Annotated in this window: 20 protein-coding genes; 18 read left to right on the top strand and 2 right to left on the bottom strand. The window is 45.0% G+C overall.

Annotated elements, in window-relative coordinates; genetic code table 11:
- Positions 1–889: 889 nt before the first annotated feature.
- From EV213_RS21195 to coaD, 3 genes are read left to right on the top strand one after another with little or no spacing between them, the layout of a single operon-like run.
- Positions 890–1,015 carry a hypothetical protein gene (locus EV213_RS21195; protein WP_279512745.1) on the top strand — a complete coding sequence of 42 codons (126 nt, stop codon included), beginning with the start codon at positions 890–892 and terminating at the stop codon, positions 1,013–1,015.
- Positions 1,016–1,067: 52 nt separating this feature from the next.
- Complete coding sequence (gene rsmD / locus EV213_RS03925; protein ID WP_133579183.1) at positions 1,068–1,625, top strand: 16S rRNA (guanine(966)-N(2))-methyltransferase RsmD; 558 nt, start codon at positions 1,068–1,070, stop codon at positions 1,623–1,625.
- A 6-nt stretch (positions 1,626–1,631) separates the two neighbouring features.
- A complete protein-coding gene (gene coaD / locus EV213_RS03930; protein WP_133579184.1) occupies positions 1,632–2,117 on the top strand; it encodes a pantetheine-phosphate adenylyltransferase in 486 nt (161 codons plus the stop codon).
- A gap of 138 nt (positions 2,118–2,255) precedes the next feature.
- On the opposite strand, the gene ylbJ is transcribed toward coaD, so the two are convergent.
- Entirely contained in the window at positions 2,256–3,461 is a 1,206-nt protein-coding gene (ylbJ, locus tag EV213_RS03935) for a sporulation integral membrane protein YlbJ (protein WP_133579185.1), read from the bottom strand.
- Between the two features lie 84 nt (positions 3,462–3,545).
- On the opposite strand from ylbJ, the gene EV213_RS03940 reads away from it, so the two are divergent.
- Positions 3,546–4,583: a SepM family pheromone-processing serine protease gene (locus EV213_RS03940; protein ID WP_133579186.1), complete on the top strand. Its 1,038-nt coding sequence runs from the start codon at positions 3,546–3,548 to the stop codon at positions 4,581–4,583.
- A 6-nt stretch (positions 4,584–4,589) separates the two neighbouring features.
- On the opposite strand, the gene EV213_RS03945 is transcribed toward EV213_RS03940, so the two are convergent.
- Positions 4,590–5,810: a nucleotidyltransferase gene (locus EV213_RS03945; RefSeq protein ID WP_166639149.1), complete on the bottom strand. Its 1,221-nt coding sequence runs from the start codon at positions 5,808–5,810 to the stop codon at positions 4,590–4,592.
- Between the two features lie 148 nt (positions 5,811–5,958).
- Here EV213_RS03945 and EV213_RS03950 point away from each other — a divergent pair, with 148 nt between their 5' ends.
- From EV213_RS03950 to murD, 14 genes are all read left to right on the top strand, one after another.
- On the top strand, positions 5,959–6,498 hold the full coding sequence (locus tag EV213_RS03950) for a YceD family protein (RefSeq protein WP_133579188.1): 540 nt from the start codon (positions 5,959–5,961) through the stop codon (positions 6,496–6,498).
- 14 nt (positions 6,499–6,512) lie between these two features.
- Positions 6,513–6,686, top strand: a complete 174-nt coding sequence (gene rpmF, locus EV213_RS03955; RefSeq protein WP_133579189.1) for a 50S ribosomal protein L32 — start codon at positions 6,513–6,515, stop codon at positions 6,684–6,686.
- 163 nt (positions 6,687–6,849) lie between these two features.
- On the top strand, positions 6,850–7,347 hold the full coding sequence (locus EV213_RS03960) for an RsfA family transcriptional regulator (RefSeq protein ID WP_133579190.1): 498 nt from the start codon (positions 6,850–6,852) through the stop codon (positions 7,345–7,347).
- A gap of 1,213 nt (positions 7,348–8,560) precedes the next feature.
- Positions 8,561–8,938, top strand: a complete 378-nt coding sequence (locus EV213_RS03965) for a DUF3397 domain-containing protein (protein ID WP_133579191.1) — start codon at positions 8,561–8,563, stop codon at positions 8,936–8,938.
- A gap of 124 nt (positions 8,939–9,062) precedes the next feature.
- Positions 9,063–10,685: a bacillithiol biosynthesis cysteine-adding enzyme BshC gene (gene bshC, locus EV213_RS03970; RefSeq protein WP_133579192.1), complete on the top strand. Its 1,623-nt coding sequence runs from the start codon at positions 9,063–9,065 to the stop codon at positions 10,683–10,685.
- A gap of 439 nt (positions 10,686–11,124) precedes the next feature.
- Positions 11,125–11,556 (top strand): division/cell wall cluster transcriptional repressor MraZ, encoded by a 432-nt coding sequence (mraZ, locus tag EV213_RS03975; RefSeq protein WP_133579193.1) that lies wholly within the window; start codon positions 11,125–11,127, stop codon positions 11,554–11,556.
- A gap of 45 nt (positions 11,557–11,601) precedes the next feature.
- Positions 11,602–12,534 (top strand): 16S rRNA (cytosine(1402)-N(4))-methyltransferase RsmH, encoded by a 933-nt coding sequence (gene rsmH / locus EV213_RS03980; RefSeq protein ID WP_133579194.1) that lies wholly within the window; start codon positions 11,602–11,604, stop codon positions 12,532–12,534.
- A gap of 25 nt (positions 12,535–12,559) precedes the next feature.
- Entirely contained in the window at positions 12,560–12,922 is a 363-nt protein-coding gene (gene ftsL, locus EV213_RS03985) for a cell division protein FtsL (protein ID WP_166639150.1), read from the top strand.
- 14 nt (positions 12,923–12,936) lie between these two features.
- Positions 12,937–15,219, top strand: coding sequence for a penicillin-binding protein (locus EV213_RS03990; RefSeq protein WP_133579196.1), 2,283 nt, complete (start codon positions 12,937–12,939; stop codon positions 15,217–15,219).
- A 60-nt stretch (positions 15,220–15,279) separates the two neighbouring features.
- The gene (locus EV213_RS03995) at positions 15,280–17,229 is read left to right on the top strand and encodes a stage V sporulation protein D (RefSeq protein WP_133579197.1); all 1,950 of its coding nucleotides are present in this window, start codon (positions 15,280–15,282) and stop codon (positions 17,227–17,229) included.
- Positions 17,230–17,263: 34 nt separating this feature from the next.
- Positions 17,264–18,742: a UDP-N-acetylmuramoyl-L-alanyl-D-glutamate--2,6-diaminopimelate ligase gene (locus EV213_RS04000; protein WP_133579198.1), complete on the top strand. Its 1,479-nt coding sequence runs from the start codon at positions 17,264–17,266 to the stop codon at positions 18,740–18,742.
- Positions 18,732–20,096 (top strand): UDP-N-acetylmuramoyl-tripeptide--D-alanyl-D-alanine ligase, encoded by a 1,365-nt coding sequence (locus EV213_RS04005; protein ID WP_133579199.1) that lies wholly within the window; start codon positions 18,732–18,734, stop codon positions 20,094–20,096. Before EV213_RS04000 ends, EV213_RS04005 begins: the two co-directional genes overlap by 11 nt.
- Before the next feature lie 15 nt (positions 20,097–20,111).
- Positions 20,112–21,086: a phospho-N-acetylmuramoyl-pentapeptide-transferase gene (mraY, locus tag EV213_RS04010; RefSeq protein ID WP_133579296.1), complete on the top strand. Its 975-nt coding sequence runs from the start codon at positions 20,112–20,114 to the stop codon at positions 21,084–21,086.
- Position 21,087: 1 nt separating this feature from the next.
- Positions 21,088–22,440 carry a UDP-N-acetylmuramoyl-L-alanine--D-glutamate ligase gene (gene murD, locus EV213_RS04015; RefSeq protein WP_133579200.1) on the top strand — a complete coding sequence of 451 codons (1,353 nt, stop codon included), beginning with the start codon at positions 21,088–21,090 and terminating at the stop codon, positions 22,438–22,440.
- Positions 22,441–22,457 lie beyond the last annotated feature (17 nt).

Below are 22,457 nucleotides of genomic sequence, written 5' to 3' on the forward strand. Positions count from 1 at the left end.
TAGATAATGGGACACCTGCAATTCAATGTTGGCGTATGTATTAGCAGCCAAATGCTCGCTTACACCATAATGAGCATAAGCGCAGCATCGATTCGAAAGAACCCCATCGTGTTTTCTTCTCGATTTGGAGTCTCGCTAGTGACCGCTGGTTTTTAGAAGTTTACTTTTTGCATTTTCTGAATCGCTTGTTCCTTAACAGATTTGATTTGTAAAGACACTCAATTGGCTAGGATAGGCAGAATTAAAGGTTTTAACGAAACCATTAATCGTTTTTGGGTAAGATCCTATAATTTGAAAAAAAGCAAAATTTACCGTTACATCAATCCTGAAAATCAGATGATCTTCGGGCACTAGGTGAATTTGAATGAGAAGATGCTCTTACTTGTCATGTTTGCCGAAGCAAAGCAGCTCAATTCTCTTTTCCATTCTTGCCGTTGTTTGAGAGAGGGACAAAATAAAAAAATTCAAGTGAAAAAACATCGGCGTAGTCAAAATACGTAGACTCCAGCGGGAACAGCGCGAGCTGAAGATCCCGCAGGAAAGCTTTTGCTTTCCGAGGAAGCTGAAGCCGTGCCCGCGGAAAGCGAAGTATTTTGACGGAGCAGTCTTCATTGCAACATCGATTCGAAAAGACCTCATCGTGTTTTCTTTGCCGCGAGAATCTCACTAGTGGCTTTTGATTTACTCTTTCTTCTTGTCCAGGTATGGTTTCACTTTCAACAGTAAACTAATCAAATTGGTGGAAGTAGAACTAGTGATTAGTTCGTTACTACGAATAATGTTCTCCAAAAAAAAAGCCCTGCACGTATACGGCGCAGGGCTCTTCTCATGCCAGAACCACGTTCTGATCGAGAAGAATAAGGGAGAGGAGAAACCGGAGGAAGAACTTATGGGGAAACGTAAGTCTTCGCCACGGTTGGCAACAACATCTCGTAAAAATGCTGTTCCATATCAGTTTGTCCAGAAAAAAAGAATTTATACGATTGGGAAACACCAGCAAAATATGATAGGATAAAATTCAATTTATGAAGAGTTGATTCGACTTGTAAAGAAAGGCATTGAGGCAAATGAGAGTGATTTCAGGGACAGCTAAAGGACATCCGCTAAAAAGTGTAAGTGGTCAAGGCACACGGCCAACAACGGATAAAATCAAAGAGTCCTTGTTTCAAAAGATAGGACCATATTTCGATGGAGGAACTGCATTAGATTTGTTTGCTGGGAGCGGAGGATTAGGTATTGAAGCGTTAAGCCGAGGTGTGGAGCACTGTGTTTTTGTTGATAAAGATCCACTTGCCATAAAAACCATTCATGCAAACGTCACCAAATGTAAATTCGAAACGCGTGCAGAGATCTATCGCAATGAAGCGCTGCGGAGCTTAAGTGTTGCGGCAAAAAACGGCACACGGTTCGTTCTTATCTTTTTGGATCCACCGTATCACTTGTCCATTCTTCCAAAGGCATTAAAAAAGATCGATCAAGAGCAACTGCTTGATCAAGGTGGCTTAATTGTGACTGAGCACGATACGGACGTTTCAATGCCAGATAAATTTGATACGTTTGCTTTATGGAAAAGAGAAGAGTATAGCCGCCAGACAACGATGACTTTATACCGCTCAACGAGGTGAAAGAGGATGGGGAAAATAGCTGTATGCCCAGGTAGTTTTGATCCAGTGACATTTGGTCACTTAGACATTATTCAAAGAGGATCAAATGTGTTTGAACAAATCTATGTTGTTGTTTTAAACAACCAAGCGAAGGAGTCCCTTTTTGATGTTGAGGAACGAGTTTCGCTCTTAAAGCAGGTCACTTCAACGATGCCTAATGTGACTGTGGAGAGCCATCAGGGACTTTTGATCGAATATGCGAAACAAAAAAACGCCCAAGTCATTTTACGAGGGCTTAGAGCTGTATCTGATTTTGAATATGAAATGAAAATCGGTTCAATCAATAAAATGATGGCCGAGCATATAGAAACCTTTTTTATGATGACAAGCAGTGAGTATTCCTTCCTCAGCTCGAGCATTGTAAAAGAGATTGCGAAATATGATGCGCCAGTTGATCAGCTTGTGCCGGCGGTTGTTGCATCTGCCCTACATAAGAAGTACGCGAGTAAATAAAAGCCGCGATGAGATTTATTTCATTTCCAGATTGAAACTGCGTTTGTGAAATAAATCAATCCCATCGGTGTTGCCTTCGATGATATGACGTTTAACCTCTTGTGTTCCAATCATTTGATAAGTTCACCTCTCGCACACCTATTTGCTCGTGAATACTTTGTCAGATGCATAGCAGACACAATAGAGTGCCAATCCGCCAAGCGTGATGACAGGGCCAAAAGTGTGCATCCCATTGAGTAGTTCGCCAAAAAATGTGACTGCTTGGCTTGTCTCACCAACTTCTCCACTCGTTTGCATCGATGGGGCTGTGTAGAGGTAAGGAAACAATAACAGGGCAAGGACGGCTGAAAACAGTCCATGTAGACAGCGGGCTCTAAAAAATGGGGCATACCGAATGTCGGTTTCAGCAATGATGGATGCGACCTGAGCATGCACCGATAAACCGCTAAAAGCAAGGACAAAGCTGACGATAACAGCCTGGAAGACGATCGGTGCGGTCGTTTCACTAGCAAGCTGTGCCCCGAGTGTAATTTCAAAGAAACCACCAACGAAACTTCCTGAAAGCTCAGCAGGCAAATGAAGGATCGAAAATATTATCGCAACAACGTCTTGAAATAAAGCTGCGATGGACAGGGAAGAGAGCAGCTGATTCAGGACGGAAAACAGGATAATAAACCCTCCAATGAGCAATAGGGTTTGCACAGAGGAGCGAACGGCTTCTCCTAACAGTGCCCCGATTGGTTTGTGATGCTTTAACCTGTGCTCATGGAGAGTCCGGAATGCGTTCCGTAGTGATGGCCATCGAAAAGGGGCCGTTGCGGCTTCACTTCGACGATGAAATCGCATAGCCAGTCCTACAAAAAGGTTTCCTCCGTAGTGCGCGGCAGCGAGCAAGTAGCCTAGATGAGCGTCGTGAAAAAAACCGACGGCAACTGCCCCGAAAATAAACAATGGGTTAGAGGCATTTGTAAAGGCTACAAGGCGTTCGGCTTCGGCTTGTGTGATGGCATTTTGCTTGCGGAGCTGTGTGGTCATCCGTGCGCCTGCAGGAAATCCGGAGGCCATGCTCATTGACCATACAACGCCTCCTGAACCAGGCACTTTAAATAAAGGCCGCATAAATGGCTCAAACAAGACACTGAAAAACGTTACAATACCAATGGCCACCATGATCTCTGATAAAATAAAAAAAGGCAGCAAAGATGGGAACACGATGGTCCACCACATCGTTAACCCTTTTACAGAAGCTCCAACGGCGTCTTGTGGAAATGTGATGAGAGCTGCGGTTAATAGCAGTGCGCAGAGGGAGAGAACGACCGTGTATGTTTTTGTATATTGACCCATCCACACGTCTCCTTTCGTTCGTCCTTAAATATATATCAGTGAGATGTACACAATATACGTATTAGATTGGGAGGAGTCCTTGATTTGACAGAGCAGCGAAATCGTTGGCTAACGAAACAGAGAATAGTAATCATAACAGGGATTATTTTAGTGGCGGTGCTTTATTTTTATCGACTGCCTTATTATTTGACGATGCCAGGTCACGCAATTGAGCTCTCGCCAATGATCGAAGTGGACGACGTACGTTCAGAAAAAGAAGGAGAGCTCATGCTCGTGACGATTTCAATGAGCACGAGTGAAACGAATCTTGTCGAATATGCCTTAGGGAAGATGAAGGAGTATTGGTCACTGTACCCAGCAGATAAGCTTCGTATGGACGGAGAGAGCAATGAAGAGTACAACCAGCGACAATTAAAGCTCATGGATACGTCCAAAGAGTCCGCCATATATGTGGCGTTTACGGCGGCAGGAGAAGACGTTTCAAGAACCTTTCTGGGTGCTTATGTAAGTTATATCGAAGATGGATTGCCAGCCGATGGTCGGCTTCAAATTGGCGATACTCTTAAAGCAATTAATGGAGAACCAATTACGAAGGGAGACGATTTGTCACGCATGATCACGAGCATTGGTGCAGACAGTGACGTCACTCTTACTGTCGAACGGGATGGGGAATCGATCGACGTCACTATGCCTATTGTTGTCGATGAAATTGCAGGAGAGAAGAAGCCAATGATTGGCATCGGCATGACGTTTGATTATGACGTGCAAAGTGACCCCGATGTGCATATCAAGAGTGAGAGCATTGGAGGGCCGTCTGCGGGTCTAATGTTTACGCTGGAGATTTATAGCCAGCTAATGCATGAGGACATTACGAAGGGACGTTCTATTGCCGGGACAGGCACGATGAATTTTGAAGGGCTCGTTGGTCCGATTGGCGGAATCAAGCAAAAAGTGGTTGCGGCAGACAATGAGAACGCGGATGTGTTCTTTGCACCTGTTCTTGGTGATAATTATTCCGACGCCAAGGAAACGGCGGATGATATTGGCACAGACATGGAGATTGTCCCAGTTCAGACGTTTGATGATGCGCTACGATATTTAGAACAGATGCAAAGCAGCTAACCGCTATTAGATTTGAATAGGGAAACGTTTCTTTTCGTCGTCCCAAACACGCGCGCGTAATGCTGGAGGGTGAGCTAACGCGTGAATGGCAGCTGACCGCTCATCATACGACAACATCGATCCGCGCCTTTCCTTCGTCTGCGTGACGAGGTGAATGGAGCGGCTTTTTTTCGTTTCCTGAAGAAAGGCTTGCCCTTTTTTTGTAAAGCCTAAAAGGCGTACTTCTTCTGGAAGATGCTGCAAGGGTCGTTGGCTGAGTGGTTTATAATCAAGTTTTGGAATGCTGTGTATCATGTGGGTACAAACTCGCTGCAGTCTCGTCCATGTATAACGTTTCGTTTTAGCGGCAGAGAGAAATGCGTTAAACGAACTAGCCCGAGCGTATTTTTGCAGACGATGCTCAACACCTTCCTCCATCTCATACAGTTGATGAAGCTGACGAGGTGATTGTGACAAAAGGCAGAGCTGCACAAATGCAAAATAGTCTTCCCATTGATGGAGGCGACCAAATTCATCTAAATAATGTTTCATGATATCGAGTGTAGGTGCCGGCAAGGTCTCTACTAGGGCAGAAGAATGGATACCCTCTGAAAAAAATGTGTTCCGAATGGCTGTCGCACTAGCGATAGACCCATTAGGTGACGGTTCATGGTACTGTGCTTGTTTTCGTTGGATCGTATGAGGCGTTAGTGCCTTAATGCCGAGCTGTTTGATGGCCGCGACATAATGCAAGCCAAGGCTATTGTTCGGCTGTGAAACGTCTAAGTCAAGCTCTGGTGCGATGGCTTGAAAGGCAGCAGCAGCAGCCTTGGGATAGGAGACTCCGGAAGACAGCTCATCCTTGAGCCATTGATCGATACGTTCCTTATCCCTTTGCATGCGTGATACTGCTCCTTGAAACGCACCAATATCACCTGATTCACTACCAAAGCATACATCGCTGACACCTAATTCTGAAAGGATATGAACAGCACCAAGGGCAAAGAGATCGGCTCTTGCCACAGCAAATGCATAGGGAAGTTCTACGATAATATCCACACCGGCACGTAAAGCCATCTCCGCACGTTGCCATTTGGGAAGCAATGCAGGCTCGCCTCGTTGTAGGAAATTGCCACTCATGACAGCGACAGTGACATCCGCTCCTGTGATATATTTACTTTTTTGAAGATGATACAAGTGGCCGTTGTGAAACGGGTTGTATTCGACAATCATTCCAACAGCTTTCAAAACGTTTTCACCTCCGAAGACATTTGAAGAATGCATTCATTTGTGCTAGAGTAACGGGTAGTCTTCCATCATTATAGTCAGTCGTTCAATCGTTGACAAACCATGACAGGAAGATTATAATAATCCTTGTGCTTTGGAGGGATACAACGTGAAATGGCATATAAATGAATTGCTTCGCAATCACGAGATGTACTCGTTTGATGAAACCTTAGAATTAACGAGTGTTATCAAGCAATTATCTCCTGATGTTCGTGAGGCAACACCCTTCCGCATTGTCGGGACAGGATATGAATCAGAGGGTCGATACGTCTTTCAACTGAAGATTTCCGGTACATTGACGCTACCGTGTGCAAGAAGTCTTGCTGATGTTGAATACCCACTTTCATTTCAAACGATTGAGCTGTTTTCATTAGCAAACAATCCGTCAGATTATGATGAGGATTGGGACGATGACCTTCATCCAATTGTGGATGGAACGGTTGATTTATATCCGTTCATTGCAGAAAGCATTGTACTGCAAATTCCAATGAAAGTATATAAGGATGAAATCCCTGAAGACAGTCCTGCACCTCAAAAAGGGTCGGATTGGGAAATTGTAAACCAAAAAGAAAAAACAAACTCTATTGATCCTCGTTTTGCGTCATTGCAAAATTATTTCAATAAGGATACAAATGATACAAACAATTGAAGGAGGTGTTAGGCATGGCAGTACCAGCTAGACGAACATCAAAAAAAGTTAAAAATCAACGCCGTACGCATTTTAAAATGAGCATTCCAGGTATGGTTGAGTGTGCAAACTGTGGAGATATGAGACTCTCTCACCGTGTATGCAAATCTTGTGGCCATTACAAAGGTAAAGAAGTTGTAAGCAAATAATGTATTCAGAAAGCATCCTTCTTATAGGGTGTTTTTTTTTTGTATAAAAGGACGTTAATGCAGGCTCTTTTATTATGAAATTAGAGTGCCCTCTCTTTTTTGCGATTCTATCTATTTCACTATGTGCATACATTGAAAGCAAAGAAAGTAGGGAGGGATTCGATTGACGGTACGGCAGGATGCATGGTCTGATGAAGAGGATCGAGTGTTGGCTGAAACGGTCCTGCAATATATCGAAGAAGGAAGTACACAGTTAAAGGCGTTTGAGGAAGTGGGGAACAAGCTGTATCGAACAGCAGCGGCATGCGGCTTTAGGTGGAACTCTACGATACGTAAGCAATACCAAGATCAAATTGTAAAGTCGAAGCGCTCGCGTAAACAACGAACGTCTCTGAAACCATCGATACCAAGGAAAGAGCTGCCAGCTTCCGCAACAAACGAAGTCATTGGAGCCTTAGAGCAGATCAAAAAAGCGTGGCTCTATCAACACGACAAGCAGGGAGATCTTCAATCAATAAATGATAAATTAAGTAGCGAACGGGACAGACTGGCTAGTGAAGTGGTCATACTGGAAAAGAAATTGTCGCAAACTTCTGCGGATTATACATCATTGCTTCATGTCATTGACCGTGCGCGTCAATGGTCCAGTGAAAAAGAATAGCAAACACTAGAGCAAAAATGTCTTTCCGATAAGAGAGCTCCGTAAAAGTTTTGCTTTTGACAAAAAACACTACGAACTTGAAGATCCAATCCTTAGTATGGAAAAAGCAGACCATTCCTCAACCGAGGGTGAGCTGCTTTTTCTCTATTCGCTTTCCCACTCGTTGGTGTTTACCACTAACGCTGTTAGGAAGGCTTGTAGTATCATGCTGAAAAACTCCACACGTTTAGGGCGTGTCTTAAAACTCGCTAAGAGGCATCTGTCACCGCCTTTTCGTCCCCTGCTGCGTTCCTTTTCCTTGACGTACGTCTGGTACGTCTGCGAAAAAGCGCCTTGCTTGGAACGAAAATTCGGCAACATCTACTCCCTTCTGAGTTCTCAGACACACCCTAGTTATATGCACACCGTAGAATCGCTTTATTCTTTTTGTAACATTTCGCTTGAATCAAATTTAATTTGGCCCTTGAAATGTATCGCGATCATCCGGACCAAATAGATTTTACCGCTAGAGGGCATGGGAATGACGACCGCTCCGTCAACAAACTTCGCTTTCTGTGGGGCACGGCTTCAGCTTCCTCGAAAAAGCATGGCTTTTTCGAGGGGATCTTCAGCTCGCGCTGATCCCACTAGAGTCTACGTGTGTTGACTACGCTGATGTTTGTTTCTGCGTACAATGTTTATTGTGGCTCGGTCTCGTATAGAGGGTAAAAAGCCGTGTGGCAACCAAATAAGGCGAGTACGTGCAATGTTTCAAGGTAGATGACCTGGTGCCTTTTTCACGAATGTCGTTTGGTAACGGTTGAAAATGAAACCAAAAAAGATCTTTCTCATTTCATTCGTTCTTTATCATAAACCAAAAACGGCGACTAGCGAGACTCCAGCGACAAAGAAAACACGACGAGGTCTTCTCGAGTCGATGTTGCACTTGTGCCCTTTAGGGTGAAAGCGAACATATAGCCGTTTGCCTATAGGAGAGTGTTTTCCAGCTGTTCATTTGTGCGAAAGCAAGCACCACAATTCATTCTATTAAAATAAGATCCATGTTACCTGTGGGGCACTAATCTGTTCACAGAAATTGTATACGTATCGCAAGGCTCTCGCTAAGGGAAGTCTTTTTTTGTGCGTGCTAGAAATTGAAAAAGTCATGGCATGATTGGAAAGTCTTCCTGTATAATGCAATTGAATTGGCTGAAAAAAGGAAGGCTGTTGGGTCATGCTCGTTTACATCGTTTCCTCATTGATTATTATGCCACCACTCGTATTCTTCCTCGTGTTCAAACTCACGAAACGGTGGTATCCAAAAAAGAAGCGCGTACATGTTGCAGGAGATGCAACGACACTTTTGTTTGTATTTGCTGTCTATTTTCTTTTGAGAATGCAACTAATGGCGTTTGAGTTCTATCATCTTTTACTTTTTCTATGTAGCATGTTTTTGCTTTTTGTCATTCTGCACTGGAAGCTCGCAGATGAAATTAAGCTCATGAAGGTATGGAAAGGATTTTGGCGAAGCAGTTTTTTATTGTTTAGCACTGCGTATATTATCCTAATTGTCCTCGGCATTGCCACAAGAATGTTTCATGCATTCTCCTAATCATCGCTAAAATCATCCTGTGAAGCAGTTCAATTTTGTTTCCCGCTCACATTTGCTATACTTCTTATGTTATTCTTTTTCAAATAGATGAACGGAACACTGGCGAAAGAAAGGAAGGCCGAGTATGCAAGTAAGAAAGACAACACATGTGCAAGGCAACGCATTGCTTAAGCATTACATAGATCAGAACAGCAGCGTTTTAGAACGTTTTGATTATACGCTCACGGAAGAAAGTCTCTTAGAAAGACAAAAGGAGCTGTCGGCACGATCCTTTCCACGTCAGTCAGTGGCGCGTGTTCTCGAGACATTTAACCACTCGATTGGGGCAGATGACGCAACGTTTGCGAACATCGCTCGTCTTCAACAAAAGGAAAGTCTTGTCGTGGTATGTGGACAACAAGCTGGCTTCCTAACGGGTCCGCTGTTTACGATATTTAAAACGATCAGTACGATTCAATGGGCAAAGCAACAAGAGGACGTATTGGGTGTTCCCGTTATTCCTGTATTTTGGATCGCTGGAGAAGATCATGATTTCCCTGAAATCAACCACCTTTTTGTCCCTGTGGAGCGCGGCGTCACCAAGCTTTCATTGCCAGTGTCTCAGGAAGATACAAAAACCTCTGTTGCACAGAGATCGTTAAATGCGACGCATGGAGAGGAATTGATTAAACAAGCCTTTGCCGGTTTTGGAGAAACCGCTTATACGCAGGATTTATTGAAACAAACGCTTGATGCTTTTCACTCGTCAACCAATTACGTCGATTTCTTTGGAAAGCTAATGGTGTCCTTGTTCCCTGGAGAAGGGCTTGTTTTCTTAAATGCACATGATGCTTCGTTAAGAGAACTAGAGGCTCCCTTTTTTCGTGACTTCGTCATGGAAAACGAGGCTGTGCATAGGGAAGTTGTTTCTGCGCAACAGTCTCTAAAAGAAGACGGATTCACGGGGCCATTGGAACTCGACCGTGAACTGGCACACTTGTTTTTGCATGTTGATGGCGAGCGCCACTTGCTTGAACGGGCAGAGGACGGGGGCTTTCATGACCGACATCAAAAGCTTCACTTACAAACAGAGGATCTGCTCGCTGTTATAGAAGAAACGCCTGAACGTGTTAGCAACAATGTCGTGAGTCGGCCACTCATGCAGGAATATCTGCTTCCTGTCTTAACGTTTGTCGCTGGTCCAGGGGAACTCTCGTATTGGTCTCTTTTAAAGTCTGCATTTCACGTGTTTGGATTCAAGGTTCCCCCGCTATTGCCACGCATGCACGGGACGATCGTTGATTCGCAAACTGCGAAATGGCTCAACAAATATGAGCTTTCTTTAGAGCAGGTTTGCGAAAGTGGCGTAGACGCTTATCAATCCGAGCATGAAAAGCGCCTTCAGAATTTACATCTTTACGATACACTCGCTGAATTGCAGGGACATTATGCTAAAATCAATGATTTGCTAGCCGGCATTGCAGAGGACATGCCGGGAACGCAATCCTTGGCAGCGGCAGCACAAAAAAAATGGGCAGCGCAAGAGGAGTGGCTTCAAACCAAATATCGTCACGCAATTAATGAATCCTACGAGGATGAGATGGCAGGGTACTGGCACTTAAAGAAAATGCTCCTTCCCGAAGGTTCCCCTCAAGATCGCGTGCATAATGTGTTTTTTTGGTTGAATGTCTACGGTCCTGAGCTCATTCAGCAGCTGCTTTCACAGCCGTTCGTCGAAGATCATACGATGACCGTTTTTGAAATGTGACTATGGCCACCTAAAAGCTGAAGATATCTGCTCGCTTTCTTTGGTGCGTTTCCTTGCCCGCATAGCAACGCTGCCCCTTGAAAGCCAAACGTTTTAATCGGTCCTTGTATTTCATATTGTCTACACTTTGAAACAACGCTTCCTTAATCATTGGAGTGTTGTTTTTTCTATGTTCGGATCGCGGACTGCTTGACCTCATCAAAAAAGTTGTAGCTACTATGCATAGGACATTTGTTGAGGATTGAGAGTCATTCTAAGTGGCACCAATGTGCAACAAATGCAATCCCAAAGTTAAAAAATCAGATCAAGATCAACGGAAAGATTGTAAAAAAACTTGCGAACGACGGCAGGTTTTTTTTAATTGCAGCAGAATAACTATTTATAGTGGTGAAAGGTGGGGCATTGTGGTAAGTTAGTAGGTGAAAGTGGGGCAGCCGACATGTTCATGGGAGAATACCACCATTCGATCGATACAAAGGGTCGCATGATAATACCTGCTAAGTTTAGAGAGCCCTTAGGTGAAACCTTTGTTGTCACACGTGGCTTGGATAAATGCTTGTTTATTTATCCAATGACAGAGTGGCATGTGCTTGAGTCTAAGTTAAAAACGTTGCCTTTAACTAAAAAGGATGCGCGCGCATTTACTCGCTTTTTTTTATCAGGAGCGTCAGAATGCGAATTGGACAAGCAGGGAAGGGTAAACATAAGCTCTCCGCTTTGCAGCTATGCGAATCTCGACAAAGAATGTGCCATCATAGGTGTTTCCAACCGCATTGAAATTTGGGGGAAAGCGGAATGGGACGATTATGTGGGTATGTCTCAAGAGTCATTTTCCGATTTGGCTGAGAACATGATGGATGTGGACATTTAATCGCCACACAATCATAGATAAGGGCATTAGAAAGGTGTGGCAACAATGTTTCAACATACAACTGTGCTGCTGAATGAATCCATTGAAGCACTACATATCCAACCTGACGGAACGTACGTCGATTGTACATTTGGCGGTGGCGGACATACACGCCTCCTTTTAGAAGTGCTGAATGACAACGGGCGTGTTATTGCGTTTGATCAGGACCTAACTGCTTTGGAGGCAGCAAAAGAAACGTTTGCCTCTCACAAAAATCTCCACTTGATTCATAGCAATTTTAGAGAGTTTAAACACCAAATAGAGAATCTCGGCATAGAGGGAGTACAAGGCGTATTGTTTGATTTAGGTGTCTCGTCGCCGCAACTTGATGAGGCGGAACGAGGGTTTTCTTATCATCAGGATGCTCCGCTTGATATGAGGATGGACCAAACACAGATGCTTACCGCCTACCAAGTCGTCAATGAGTGGCCATATGAGGATTTAGTACGCATTTTTTTCCGTTACGGGGAAGAAAAATTTTCTAAGCAAATTGCGAGAACGATCGAAGCCGGTCGTGAAAAAAAAGAGATTAAAACAACAGGCGAATTGGTCGAAATAATTAAGGATGCGATCCCAGCGCCAGCAAGACGCAAAGGTGGTCACCCAGCGAAGCGCGTTTTTCAGGCGATTCGCATCGCAGTGAACGACGAATTAAAAGCATTTGAAGATGCACTTTATCAGGCTGTTGACCTACTGCAACCTGGGGGAAGAATTGCCGTTATTACGTTTCATTCACTTGAGGATCGCATTTGCAAGCAAGTGTTTCAGGAATTGAGCAAAACACCCGAATTGCCGAGGGGGTTGCCGGTTATTCCTGAGCACGTAAAGCCGATGCTTGAGCGAGTGACGAAAAAACCGATTTTGCCATCTGAGGCAGAGCTTTTGCACAATAATCGTGCGCGGTCTGCAAAATTACGAGTTGTAGAGAAAAAACGCTAGCGTTTTAGTAATGGGAGGGAAGGCTATGGGCAACGCATTAGCCAGAGAGAGAAGGCAACAAACGCAGTCTACATCACCAGCGGCACAACCGAAAATTGTTTACAAAAAACCCCGTTTGGTTCCTGCGGAGATATGTTACTATATTTTATTGCTGTCCATGATCGTCGGTATTTCCGTCGTCGTTCTGATGAATAGTTCTTCTATCTACCAAGCAAGTATGACGGTGAACGCGTCTGAAACAAAGATCGAAACCTTGCAGGATGAAATTGAAGGCTTAAAAGAAGAGAAAGCGATCTTAAGCCAGCCTGAACGCATAAAATCTATTGCTGAAAAGCACGGTCTATCCCTTCAGCAAAATAAAGTGAAAAATGTGCAAAGCCAGGAGTAAAGGGAGTCTCTTCGATGAGTACTAAAAAAAACCCAGCGGTGAATGTTGGAGTCAGGGTATTGCTTTTGGCTTTTATCCTGCTCTTTTTTGTATTATTTGGACGTATTGTTTACATTCAGGCGGCAAAAGAAGTAGATGGTGTCCAGCTGTCTGATTACGCAGAAAGTCAGCGAACTGTATCCAAAACATTAGAGGCGAAACGCGGGACCATTTACGATCGGAATGGAATGCCACTTGCCGAAGACGTCCAATCCTATACGGTGTATGCCATTGTCCGTGATGGATTTCAAGGACGTGTCAAGGACGAGGAAAAAGTTGCTGAAGAACTGGCACCGATTTTAGGAGTGGATCAGGCGTATATTCTTGATCAGCTTAACGTCACGTCTACAGAAGAAAACCCTGGTCCCTTTCAAGTTGAATTTGGATCAAGCGGGAGTAAGCTAAGCTATGAGAAAAAGGAAGAGATTGAGGCTCTTGACCTTAAAGGAATCTATTTTATTAGAGAAAACAAACGGTTTTACCCAAACGGTGTCTTCGCCTCCCATGTTTTGGGGTACACAACTGAAAACGACGAAGGGGAAATCGTCGGCGTGATGGGGTTGGAAAAATCCCTCGATGACTATTTACAGCAGACACCAGGGAAAATCCAATACAAGCGCGACAAGCTAGATACCAAATTGCCGAATGCCGAGGAAATGGTGGTGCCACCGCATAATGGGGCGAGTGTTTATCTGACCTTTGACCAAAAAATCCAAGGCTTTTTAGAGGATGCGATGAAAAAAGTCGAAGAGGAATACACACCATCCAATATGATTGGCATTGTCGCTAAGCCGGAGACGGGCCAAATTCTTGCCATGGCTAGCTATCCTTCGTTTGACCCGAACGTTCGCGACATTACACATTATCAAAACGATGCGATTTCCTATCGGTTTGAGCCTGGATCGACAATGAAGGTGTTTACCGTAGCGGCAGCGATAGAAGAGGGCGTTTTTAATCCAAATGAACTCTATCAATCAGGACGGTACTCGTTCAATGGATCAACAGCAATCAGTGACGTTCGCACGAATTGGGGCACGATCAGTATGCTAGAAGGCATTCAGCGCTCCTCAAATGTTGCGGCCGGAATTCTCGGCATGGAGAAGCTAGGGCCTGATCGTTTCCTTGAATATTTGAAGAAATTTGACCTCGACAAGACAACAGGGATTGACCTTCCTGGGGAAACAAACAGTCGGTTTGTTTACAAAGAGCCTATTGAGAAACTCACAACAACCTTTGGTCAAGGAACGGCCATTACACCTATTCAACAAATAAAAGCGTTGACGGCAGTCGCCAATGATGGAAAGATGATGACGCCGTACGTAATCAATGAAATTAAGAATAGCAATAACGGCGAAACTCTGTATAAAGGCAAACCTGAGGTTGCAGGTACGCCAATTTCTGCAGAAACAGCAGAGCGAGTACGTACGATATTGGGGACAGCTGTCTCTGAGTCTGTTGGTTCAGGGAAACCGTACGAGATGGAAGACTACGATGTGGCAGGAAAAACTGGAACTGCGCAAATACCAGGTAAAGATGGCAGTTATATGACGGGTCACAACAACTATTTCTTCTCATTTCTTGGTATGGTTCCAGAGCAAGATCCCGAATTCGTCATTTACATCGGCATTAAACAGCCACAGCTAGGCTTAAATCAATACGGCTATCCAGAATCAGGTTCATCGCCTGTGTCTAAGGTGTTTAAACCATTTGTTCAAAACACGATGCAGTACTTGGATATCGCACCGCGAGAAGAAGAGCAGAAGCAAGAAAAAGCACAAAAAGGATTTACGGTGAAAGAGTACAAAGGAACTGACATCACCGCTGTTTCTCAGCAACTACAAGAAGCTGGAATGACGCCTGTTGTTGTCGGCTCAGGGAAGATTGTACGCCAAGAGCCTGCAGCTGGTGAAACGATACTTCCCGGCGCGAGAGTGTTCCTTCTCGGGGAAGAGAACCCAGCCATGCCTGATCTTACAGGCTACAGCTATCGAGAGTTTCTACGGTTATCCAGCTTGCTTAACGTACAACCAAATCCGACTGGAAGTGGGTATGTCGTAAAGCAAAACGTGGAAGCCGGTCAGCCTGTGCAAGAAGGAGACTATCTCGTTGTCGAGCTTGAGCCTCCAGCACCTTCTTCTACAGCTAACGAAGATGAAACGAATGGCGGAGAGGACGACACAACAGATGAGTACGCGGACCCTTCTTCTCAAGGAGCGAATGAAGAAGACGATGCCTCTTCGTCAGCACCAGTAGAATAGTTCTAGCACATACTAGACAAGCATATAGTGGACTAGCCAGTAAAAGGGAGGGTCCACTTTATGTTTGTTTCGAATCGAACCGTTCGAAAACGACTATTTTATATATTGCTAGGCGGCATTTTATTGTTTATCGTTATTTCTGCGCGACTGGCCTATGTTCAGGTGATTCAAAGTCCGTGGTTGTCTGGTAAAGCGGAGGATCTTTGGAGTCGTGATCTCCCTTTTGAGCCTGAACGAGGGGAAATTCTTGACCGTAACGGGACCCCTTTAGCAACAAACGTAAGTGCGCCATCCCTCTATGTTGTCCCTCGTCAAATTGAGAATCCTGCTGAAGCATCAAAATCCCTTGCACCTGTGCTAGGCATGACGGTTGAAAAGCTTTATGGCATGATGACAAAGAAAGAAAGTATCGTAAAAGTGCATCCTGAGGGACGTAAGCTCACTGATGATAAGGTGGCTGCTGTGCGAAAGCTTGAGTTAAATGGCGTTTATTTAACAGAGGATTCAAAACGGCATTATCCTTTCGGAAGTTATTTATCCCATGTGTTAGGGTTTACAGGCATAGATAATCAAGGGCTAACGGGCTTGGAGGCCATCTACAATCAAGAACTGATGGGGAAGCGAGGGCAATTGTCGTTTATGTCAGATGCTAAAGGGCAACGCCTAAAAGGGGAGGCTGATCGTTACAAAGCCCCTGTTGATGGATTAGATCTCAGGCTAACCATTGATTCCAACGTACAAACGATTATTGAACGCGAGCTTGATGCCGCAGAAGAACAGTATTCCCCTGATGGTCTCGTTGCCATTGCGATGGATCCGAACACTGGTGAAATCCTTGGCATGTCGAGTCGACCTGATTTTGATCCTGAATCATATAAGCAAGTCCCTTCAGAGGTGTATAATCGAAATTTACCCATTTGGAGCTCGTATGAGCCGGGATCTACTTTTAAAATCATAACACTGTCGGCAGCATTGGAAGAAAACTTAATTGATCTGCAGCATGATTCGTTTTATGACCCAGGCTACATTAAGGTTGCAGGCGCTACAATTAAATGTTGGAAACGAGGCGGCCATGGGTCGCAAACGTATTTAGAAGTTGTGCAAAACTCCTGTAACCCAGGATTTGTGACGATGGGTCAGAAGCTTGGAAAAGAACGGTTGTTTCAGTATGTCGATGAGTTTGGCTTCGGCAAAAAAACAGGCATTGATTTGCAAGGCGAAAGCTCCGGTATTCTGTTTGATATTGATAATGTAGGACCCGTCGAACAAGCGACGACATCCTTCGGTCAGGGCATTAGTGTGACTCCGATCCAACAGGTCGCTGCGGTGGCTGCGGCAGTGAATGGCGGGTACTTATACAAGCCTTATGTAGCGAAGGAATGGGTCGACCCTATCTCTGGCCTTATCGTTGATAGACAAACGCCAAGCCTTAAACGCCAAGTGATTTCAGAAGAAACATCGAAAGAAGTTCGCTACGCTTTAGAGAGTGTGGTAGCACAAGGGACGGGCAAAAATGCCTTTGTGGAAGGGTATCGTGTAGGGGGGAAAACAGGGACTGCACAAAAAGCAGTCAATGGGCAATATTTGCAAAACAACTACATTGTTTCTTTCATTGGCTTCGCCCCAGCAGATGATCCGCAAATCGTCGTTTATGTGGCAGTAGACAATCCAAAAGGGACGGTACAATTCGGTGGCGTTGTCGCTGCGCCAATTGTTGGCAATATTATTGGGGACAGTCTGCAAGCGATGGAGGTGCCGAAGAGGCAGAACCAAATTGAAAAAGAGCGTACCTACCTTGATCCTGTGCTCTATGAGGTGCCGCATTTGTTAGGGTTAACGAAAAAGGATATCCGCAATTCTCTCGCCAGTTTTCACCTAAAGCATAGCGGTGAAGGAGAAGTGATCGTTGCTCAAGCACCAGCACCTGGAGAAAAAGTGGAGCAAGGGGCAGTAATTCGTGTATACTGGGGCGAGAAAGCAACGCTTAACAATGAAAAACAGCAAGATTAACAACGTACGTGTAGCATGATAGGAGTGATGGAGCTTGAAATTATCGACGTTATTACAGCAAGCAATTCCCTTTTATACAGCAGTTCATGGAGAAGTCAATGTGACAGGCATTTCGATGGATTCTCGTAAAGTGTCCGAAGGGGATTTGTTTGTTTGCATAAAAGGCCTTCAGCATGATAGCCATTTGTATGCTGCAGATGCCGAAGCCAATGGCGCCGTGGCGATTATTGCCGAGCGCCCATTGGCTTCTACCCTCCCAGTCATTGTTGTCGACGACTCACGAACGGCGCTCGCCCAACTGGCGGACGCGTTTTTTCAGTCTCCAACAAACCAATTGCACTTAACTGGCGTGACGGGAACAAACGGAAAGACGACGACAACCTATTTAATTGATGCCATTTATACGCACGCAGGAATTCGGACAGGAACACTAGGGACAACTGGTTTAAAAGTGGGGGACTCGTTACAAGCGTTACCAAACACGACCCCTGAATCTCTGACTTTACAGCAAGCCTTCCGAGACATGGTAGATCAACAAGTGACAGCAGGCATTATGGAAGTGTCTTCCCATGCGTTGGTCACTGGGCGAACACGTGGCTGTCAGTTTGACGTGGCGATTTTTACGAACCTAACACAGGACCATCTCGATTATCATCAAACGCTTACGGCGTATCAAGATGCAAAACGTTTGTTGTTTGCCTCACTGCCAGCAAAAACAAAAACGGGCAAACCGACCTTTGCTATATTAAACGTCGATGATAAGGCATCTGCAGGGTTTCGTGACGTTACCCAAGGTCTTGTCGTAACATATGGTCTTGAAAATGAAGCTGATTTTTCAGCGTCACAGCTCGTTCTAAAAAGCAAGGGAACTACGTTTAATCTGAAAACTCCAGATGGATTTTTTGCCATGACCTTGCCGCTCGCTGGCAAATTTAATGTGTACAATGCGCTCGCTGCTGCCGCAGCATGTTTTGTCAATGGCATTGACAGTAGAACAATTGCCGAAGGGCTTGAGAACGTTCCTGTCATTCCTGGCCGTTTCGAACTTGTGAATGCAGGGCAAAAATTTCCTGTTATCGTCGATTACGCGCACACACCAGACAGCTTAAAAAATGTCCTCGACACTGCCAAGGAGCTAACTGAAGGGCGTGTTATCGTGGTTTGTGGCTGTGGAGGCGATCGTGATCGAACAAAACGTCCTATTATGGCAAAAAATGCAGTGGACGGCGCTGATTATGCCATCTTTACGAATGACAATCCACGAAGTGAATCGCCTGAGCAAATTTTCACTGATATGACCCAATCGTTTAAGGGCGAGACGGCGTTTGAGGTGATTTCTGATCGACGTGAAGCAATCACTAAGGCGATTCACATGGCAACAGACTCCGACCTAGTATTAATTGCTGGTAAGGGCCATGAAACGTATCAAATCATCGGTAAAGACACGTTTCACTTTGATGATCGTGAAGAAGCAACAATGGCGATTCAAACGAGGGATCAAAATGAGAATTAAACTTAAAACAATGATGCAGCATTGGCCAGAGTATCGTTTAGCACCTGTAGCCCCAGAAGAGATTTCGCTTGTTACAAAAGATTCCAGGAGCACGCAGCCGAATGCCCTTTACGTGCCTATCGTTGGGGAGCGGCTAAATGGGCATCTGTTTGCTGAAGAAGCGGTTTCTAATGGTGCTGAAGTCCTTTTTTGGCAAAAGGAAGAGCCTGTCCCACCAACATTACAAAGCGTTTGCTCGATCTTTTTCGTCGAGGATACGACGGTGGCATTACAGCAGCTTGCTCAGCTATATCGGTTTCAAGTGAACCCATTCGTCATTGCGATTACAGGGAGCAACGGCAAAACGACAGTGAAAGATCTTGTCGCCGGGGTATGCGAAAAAAAGGGGAAGACGCATAAAACCGCTGGAAACTTAAACAATCATATCGGTGTGCCGATGACTTTATTGAGCATGCCAGACGACTGTGCGTTTCTTATCGTAGAGATGGGAATGAACCACGCAGGAGAAATTGAAGTGTTGAGCAAGCTTGCAGCACCTGACATGGCGATCGTTACCAATGTCGGCGAATCACATATTGAGTTTTTAGGCTCACGTGAGAATATTGCCAAAGCAAAGCTTGAAATTGCCGAAGGCTTGAAGGCAGACGGTGCCCTTTTAGTTGATGGCGATGAGCCATTACTGTCGCATCCTGCTATACAAGCGGATGGTCGCATTGGTTTTACAGATCGGGCTAGCGTTCGACTACGCATTGAGAAAACCGATTTGCACGGTCAAAACTTTGTCTATCGCGGCGAAAGCTATTCATTGGCATTGCTTGGTGCGCATAATAGTAAAAATGCAGCATATGCGATCGAAGTTGGATCTCGCTTAGGTCTTTCACACGAACAGATTCAAGCGGGGCTGACACAAGCAGCGTTTACACCGATGCGTATGCAGCTGCTTACTGGACCAAATGAAGTCACCATCATTAATGACGCTTATAATGCAAGTCCAACCTCCATGCGAGCTGCCTTGACAGTGCTAAAAGACATGGCACATCGAAGCGCCAAAGTGGCTGTATTAGGGGATATTTTTGAGCTTGGGGAACCATATGATGAAGAGATGCACCGAAGTGTAGGGGGAGAAGTCACTTCTCCGATCACAGCGTTGATTGCGATTGGAGAGAAAGCTCGATGGATCGCTGAAGAAACGATGCTTGTCACAGACGGTTCAGTTCATGTACATCATGTGAAAACGAAAGAGGAAGCCCTTGAATTGTTGCGCCCATTCTTGCATGATGATGCCCTTTTATTATTTAAGGCTTCGCGTGGTATGGCCTTGGAATGGTTGATCGATCAATTGATGAAAGAATAGGAGGTGGCTGGTTTGATCCCAGAGGAAACGTTACTCATGACTTTAGGTCTTGCTTTTATTTTGACGGTGTTGCTGTCGCCAGTCGCAATTCCGATGTTAAAACGCCTTAATTTTGGGCAGAAAATCCGCGATGAAGGACCAAAATCCCATCAAAAAAAATCAGGGACACCGCAGATGGGTGGACTCATTATCATCATGGCAGCACTGCTTGGTTCAGTGCTAATTGCACAGAGGTTTTACACTATTAGCAATGAATTACTGCTACTGCTTGCTGCCTTGCTCGGCTTTGGCCTTGTAGGCTTTCTTGATGACTTCATAAAAGTTGTCTTGAAGCGAAACCTAGGGCTCACATCTAAACAGAAAATGGCTGCTCAAATCCTCGTCTCGGTAGGATTCTGTGTCGGTCTTTGGTTGTTGAATCATCCTACATATATTGAGCTGCCTGCAACAGGCGTAAGTGTGAACTTTGGCATTGTTTTTTTCCTGATCGCGATTTTTATTCTGATTGGAACATCCAATGCCGTTAACTTGACGGATGGTCTTGACGGTCTAGTTGCGGGCACATCTGCTGTGGCGTTTAGTGCCTTTGGTGTGTTGGCCTGGTATCAAGGACAACCGGATGTGGCGATCTTTTGTGTCGCCATCGTAGGCGCTGTCCTAGGATTTCTTGTGTTTAATGCACATCCCGCTAAAATATTTATGGGGGACACGGGCTCACTTGCCTTAGGTGGCGCACTCGCAGGTGTTGCATTGCTCACAAAGCTAGAGCTGTTGTTGGTGATCATCGGCGGCGTGTTTGTCATTGAAACTCTATCGGTGATTATTCAAGTTCTTTCCTATAAAACAACAGGCAAACGAGTGTTTAAGATGAGCCCTTTGCACCATCATTATGAGCTTTCTGGCTGGTCGGAATGGCGTGTGGTTGCGACGTTCTGGGCGGTTGCATTCGTTTGTGCGGCACTTGGAATCTATTTAGAGGTGTGGGTCTAAAGTGAAGGAATACACTCAGTTACAAGGAAAATCAGTGCTCGTTGTTGGTCTCGCAAAAAGTGGAATGGCAGCGGTCCATGCCTTACGTAAATTAGGGGCCATTGTAACGGTCAATGATCAGCTTCCCTATAAGGATAACCAGGACGCACAAACGCTCTACAAGCAGGGCATACAAGTGGTGTGTGGGTCACATCCACCTGAGTTGGTAGGAGGCATGGATGTGGTCGTAAAAAACCCAGGCGTTCCTTATACCAATCCAGTCATTGAAGCGGCAATGCAAAGAGGACTACCCATCTGGACAGAGATCGAGCTTGCGTATTTGTTGTCGGAAGCGCCGATCATTGCCATCACCGGATCAAACGGCAAAACGACAACGACAACGTTGATTTCCAAAATGCTTATAGCTTCAGGAATTCGTGCCCGGACGGCAGGAAATATCGGCAACGTTGCTGTAGAAGTCGCTCAGCAAGCAACAGCTGAAGACGTTCTTGTGATGGAATTATCCAGCTTTCAGCTTGCTGGAATCGAGTCCTTTACACCACAAGTGTCGGTGTTGCTTAACTTATACGATGCGCATTTGGATTACCACGGGCATCGACGTGATTATTTTGCGGCAAAAGCAAAACTTTTTCAGCATGGAGAGAACCAACAGGCTATTTTCATCCAAGAAGCTGCTGTTGAGACGTTACGGGCATACGACTTATTGACGATTAGTGACTTCGAGTCGTTTACGTCAATTGGTCTTTCGGAAAACGGCACAGGCATCGATAATGGTGCGCTTTATGTGAAGCATCAGCAGGTGATGAAGCTAGAGGAGATTGTCCTGCCAGGTGAGCATAATCATGAGAACATCGTCGCAGCTGTCAACGCAGCGTCGATTTTTGGAGCGACGACAGTAGGTATTCGACAGGTTTTGACAACTTTTGAAGGCGTCTCTCACCGGCTGCAATTTGTGCGTTCATTGCATGGGCGGTTATTTTATAATGATTCTAAAGCAACAAACACCCTTGCGACCATTACAGCCTTAAAGGCGTTTAAAGCGCCTGTGATATTAATTGCTGGTGGGCTGGACCGTGGACAAGGTTTTGATGACCTTAAAGGACAAATGAAAAACGTGAAGGCAATGGTTGTGTTTGGAGAGACGAAGGAAAAATTGACAACCTTTGGTGAGTCTGAAGGGATAGATCAGATGAAGGCGGTCGATAATGTGGAGGAAGCTGTTCAGACTGCCTACACCCTTTCAGCGTCAGGCGATGTCGTGTTGCTCTCCCCTGCATGTGCAAGCTGGGATCAGTTCAGAACTTTTGAAGAGCGAGGAGACATGTTCATTCAGTCTGTGCATACCTTGAATTAGGTGGGGTTGTCTACCTG

This window comes from Aureibacillus halotolerans (assembly GCF_004363045.1).
Taxonomy (GTDB): domain Bacteria; phylum Bacillota; class Bacilli; order Bacillales; family DSM-28697; genus Aureibacillus; species Aureibacillus halotolerans.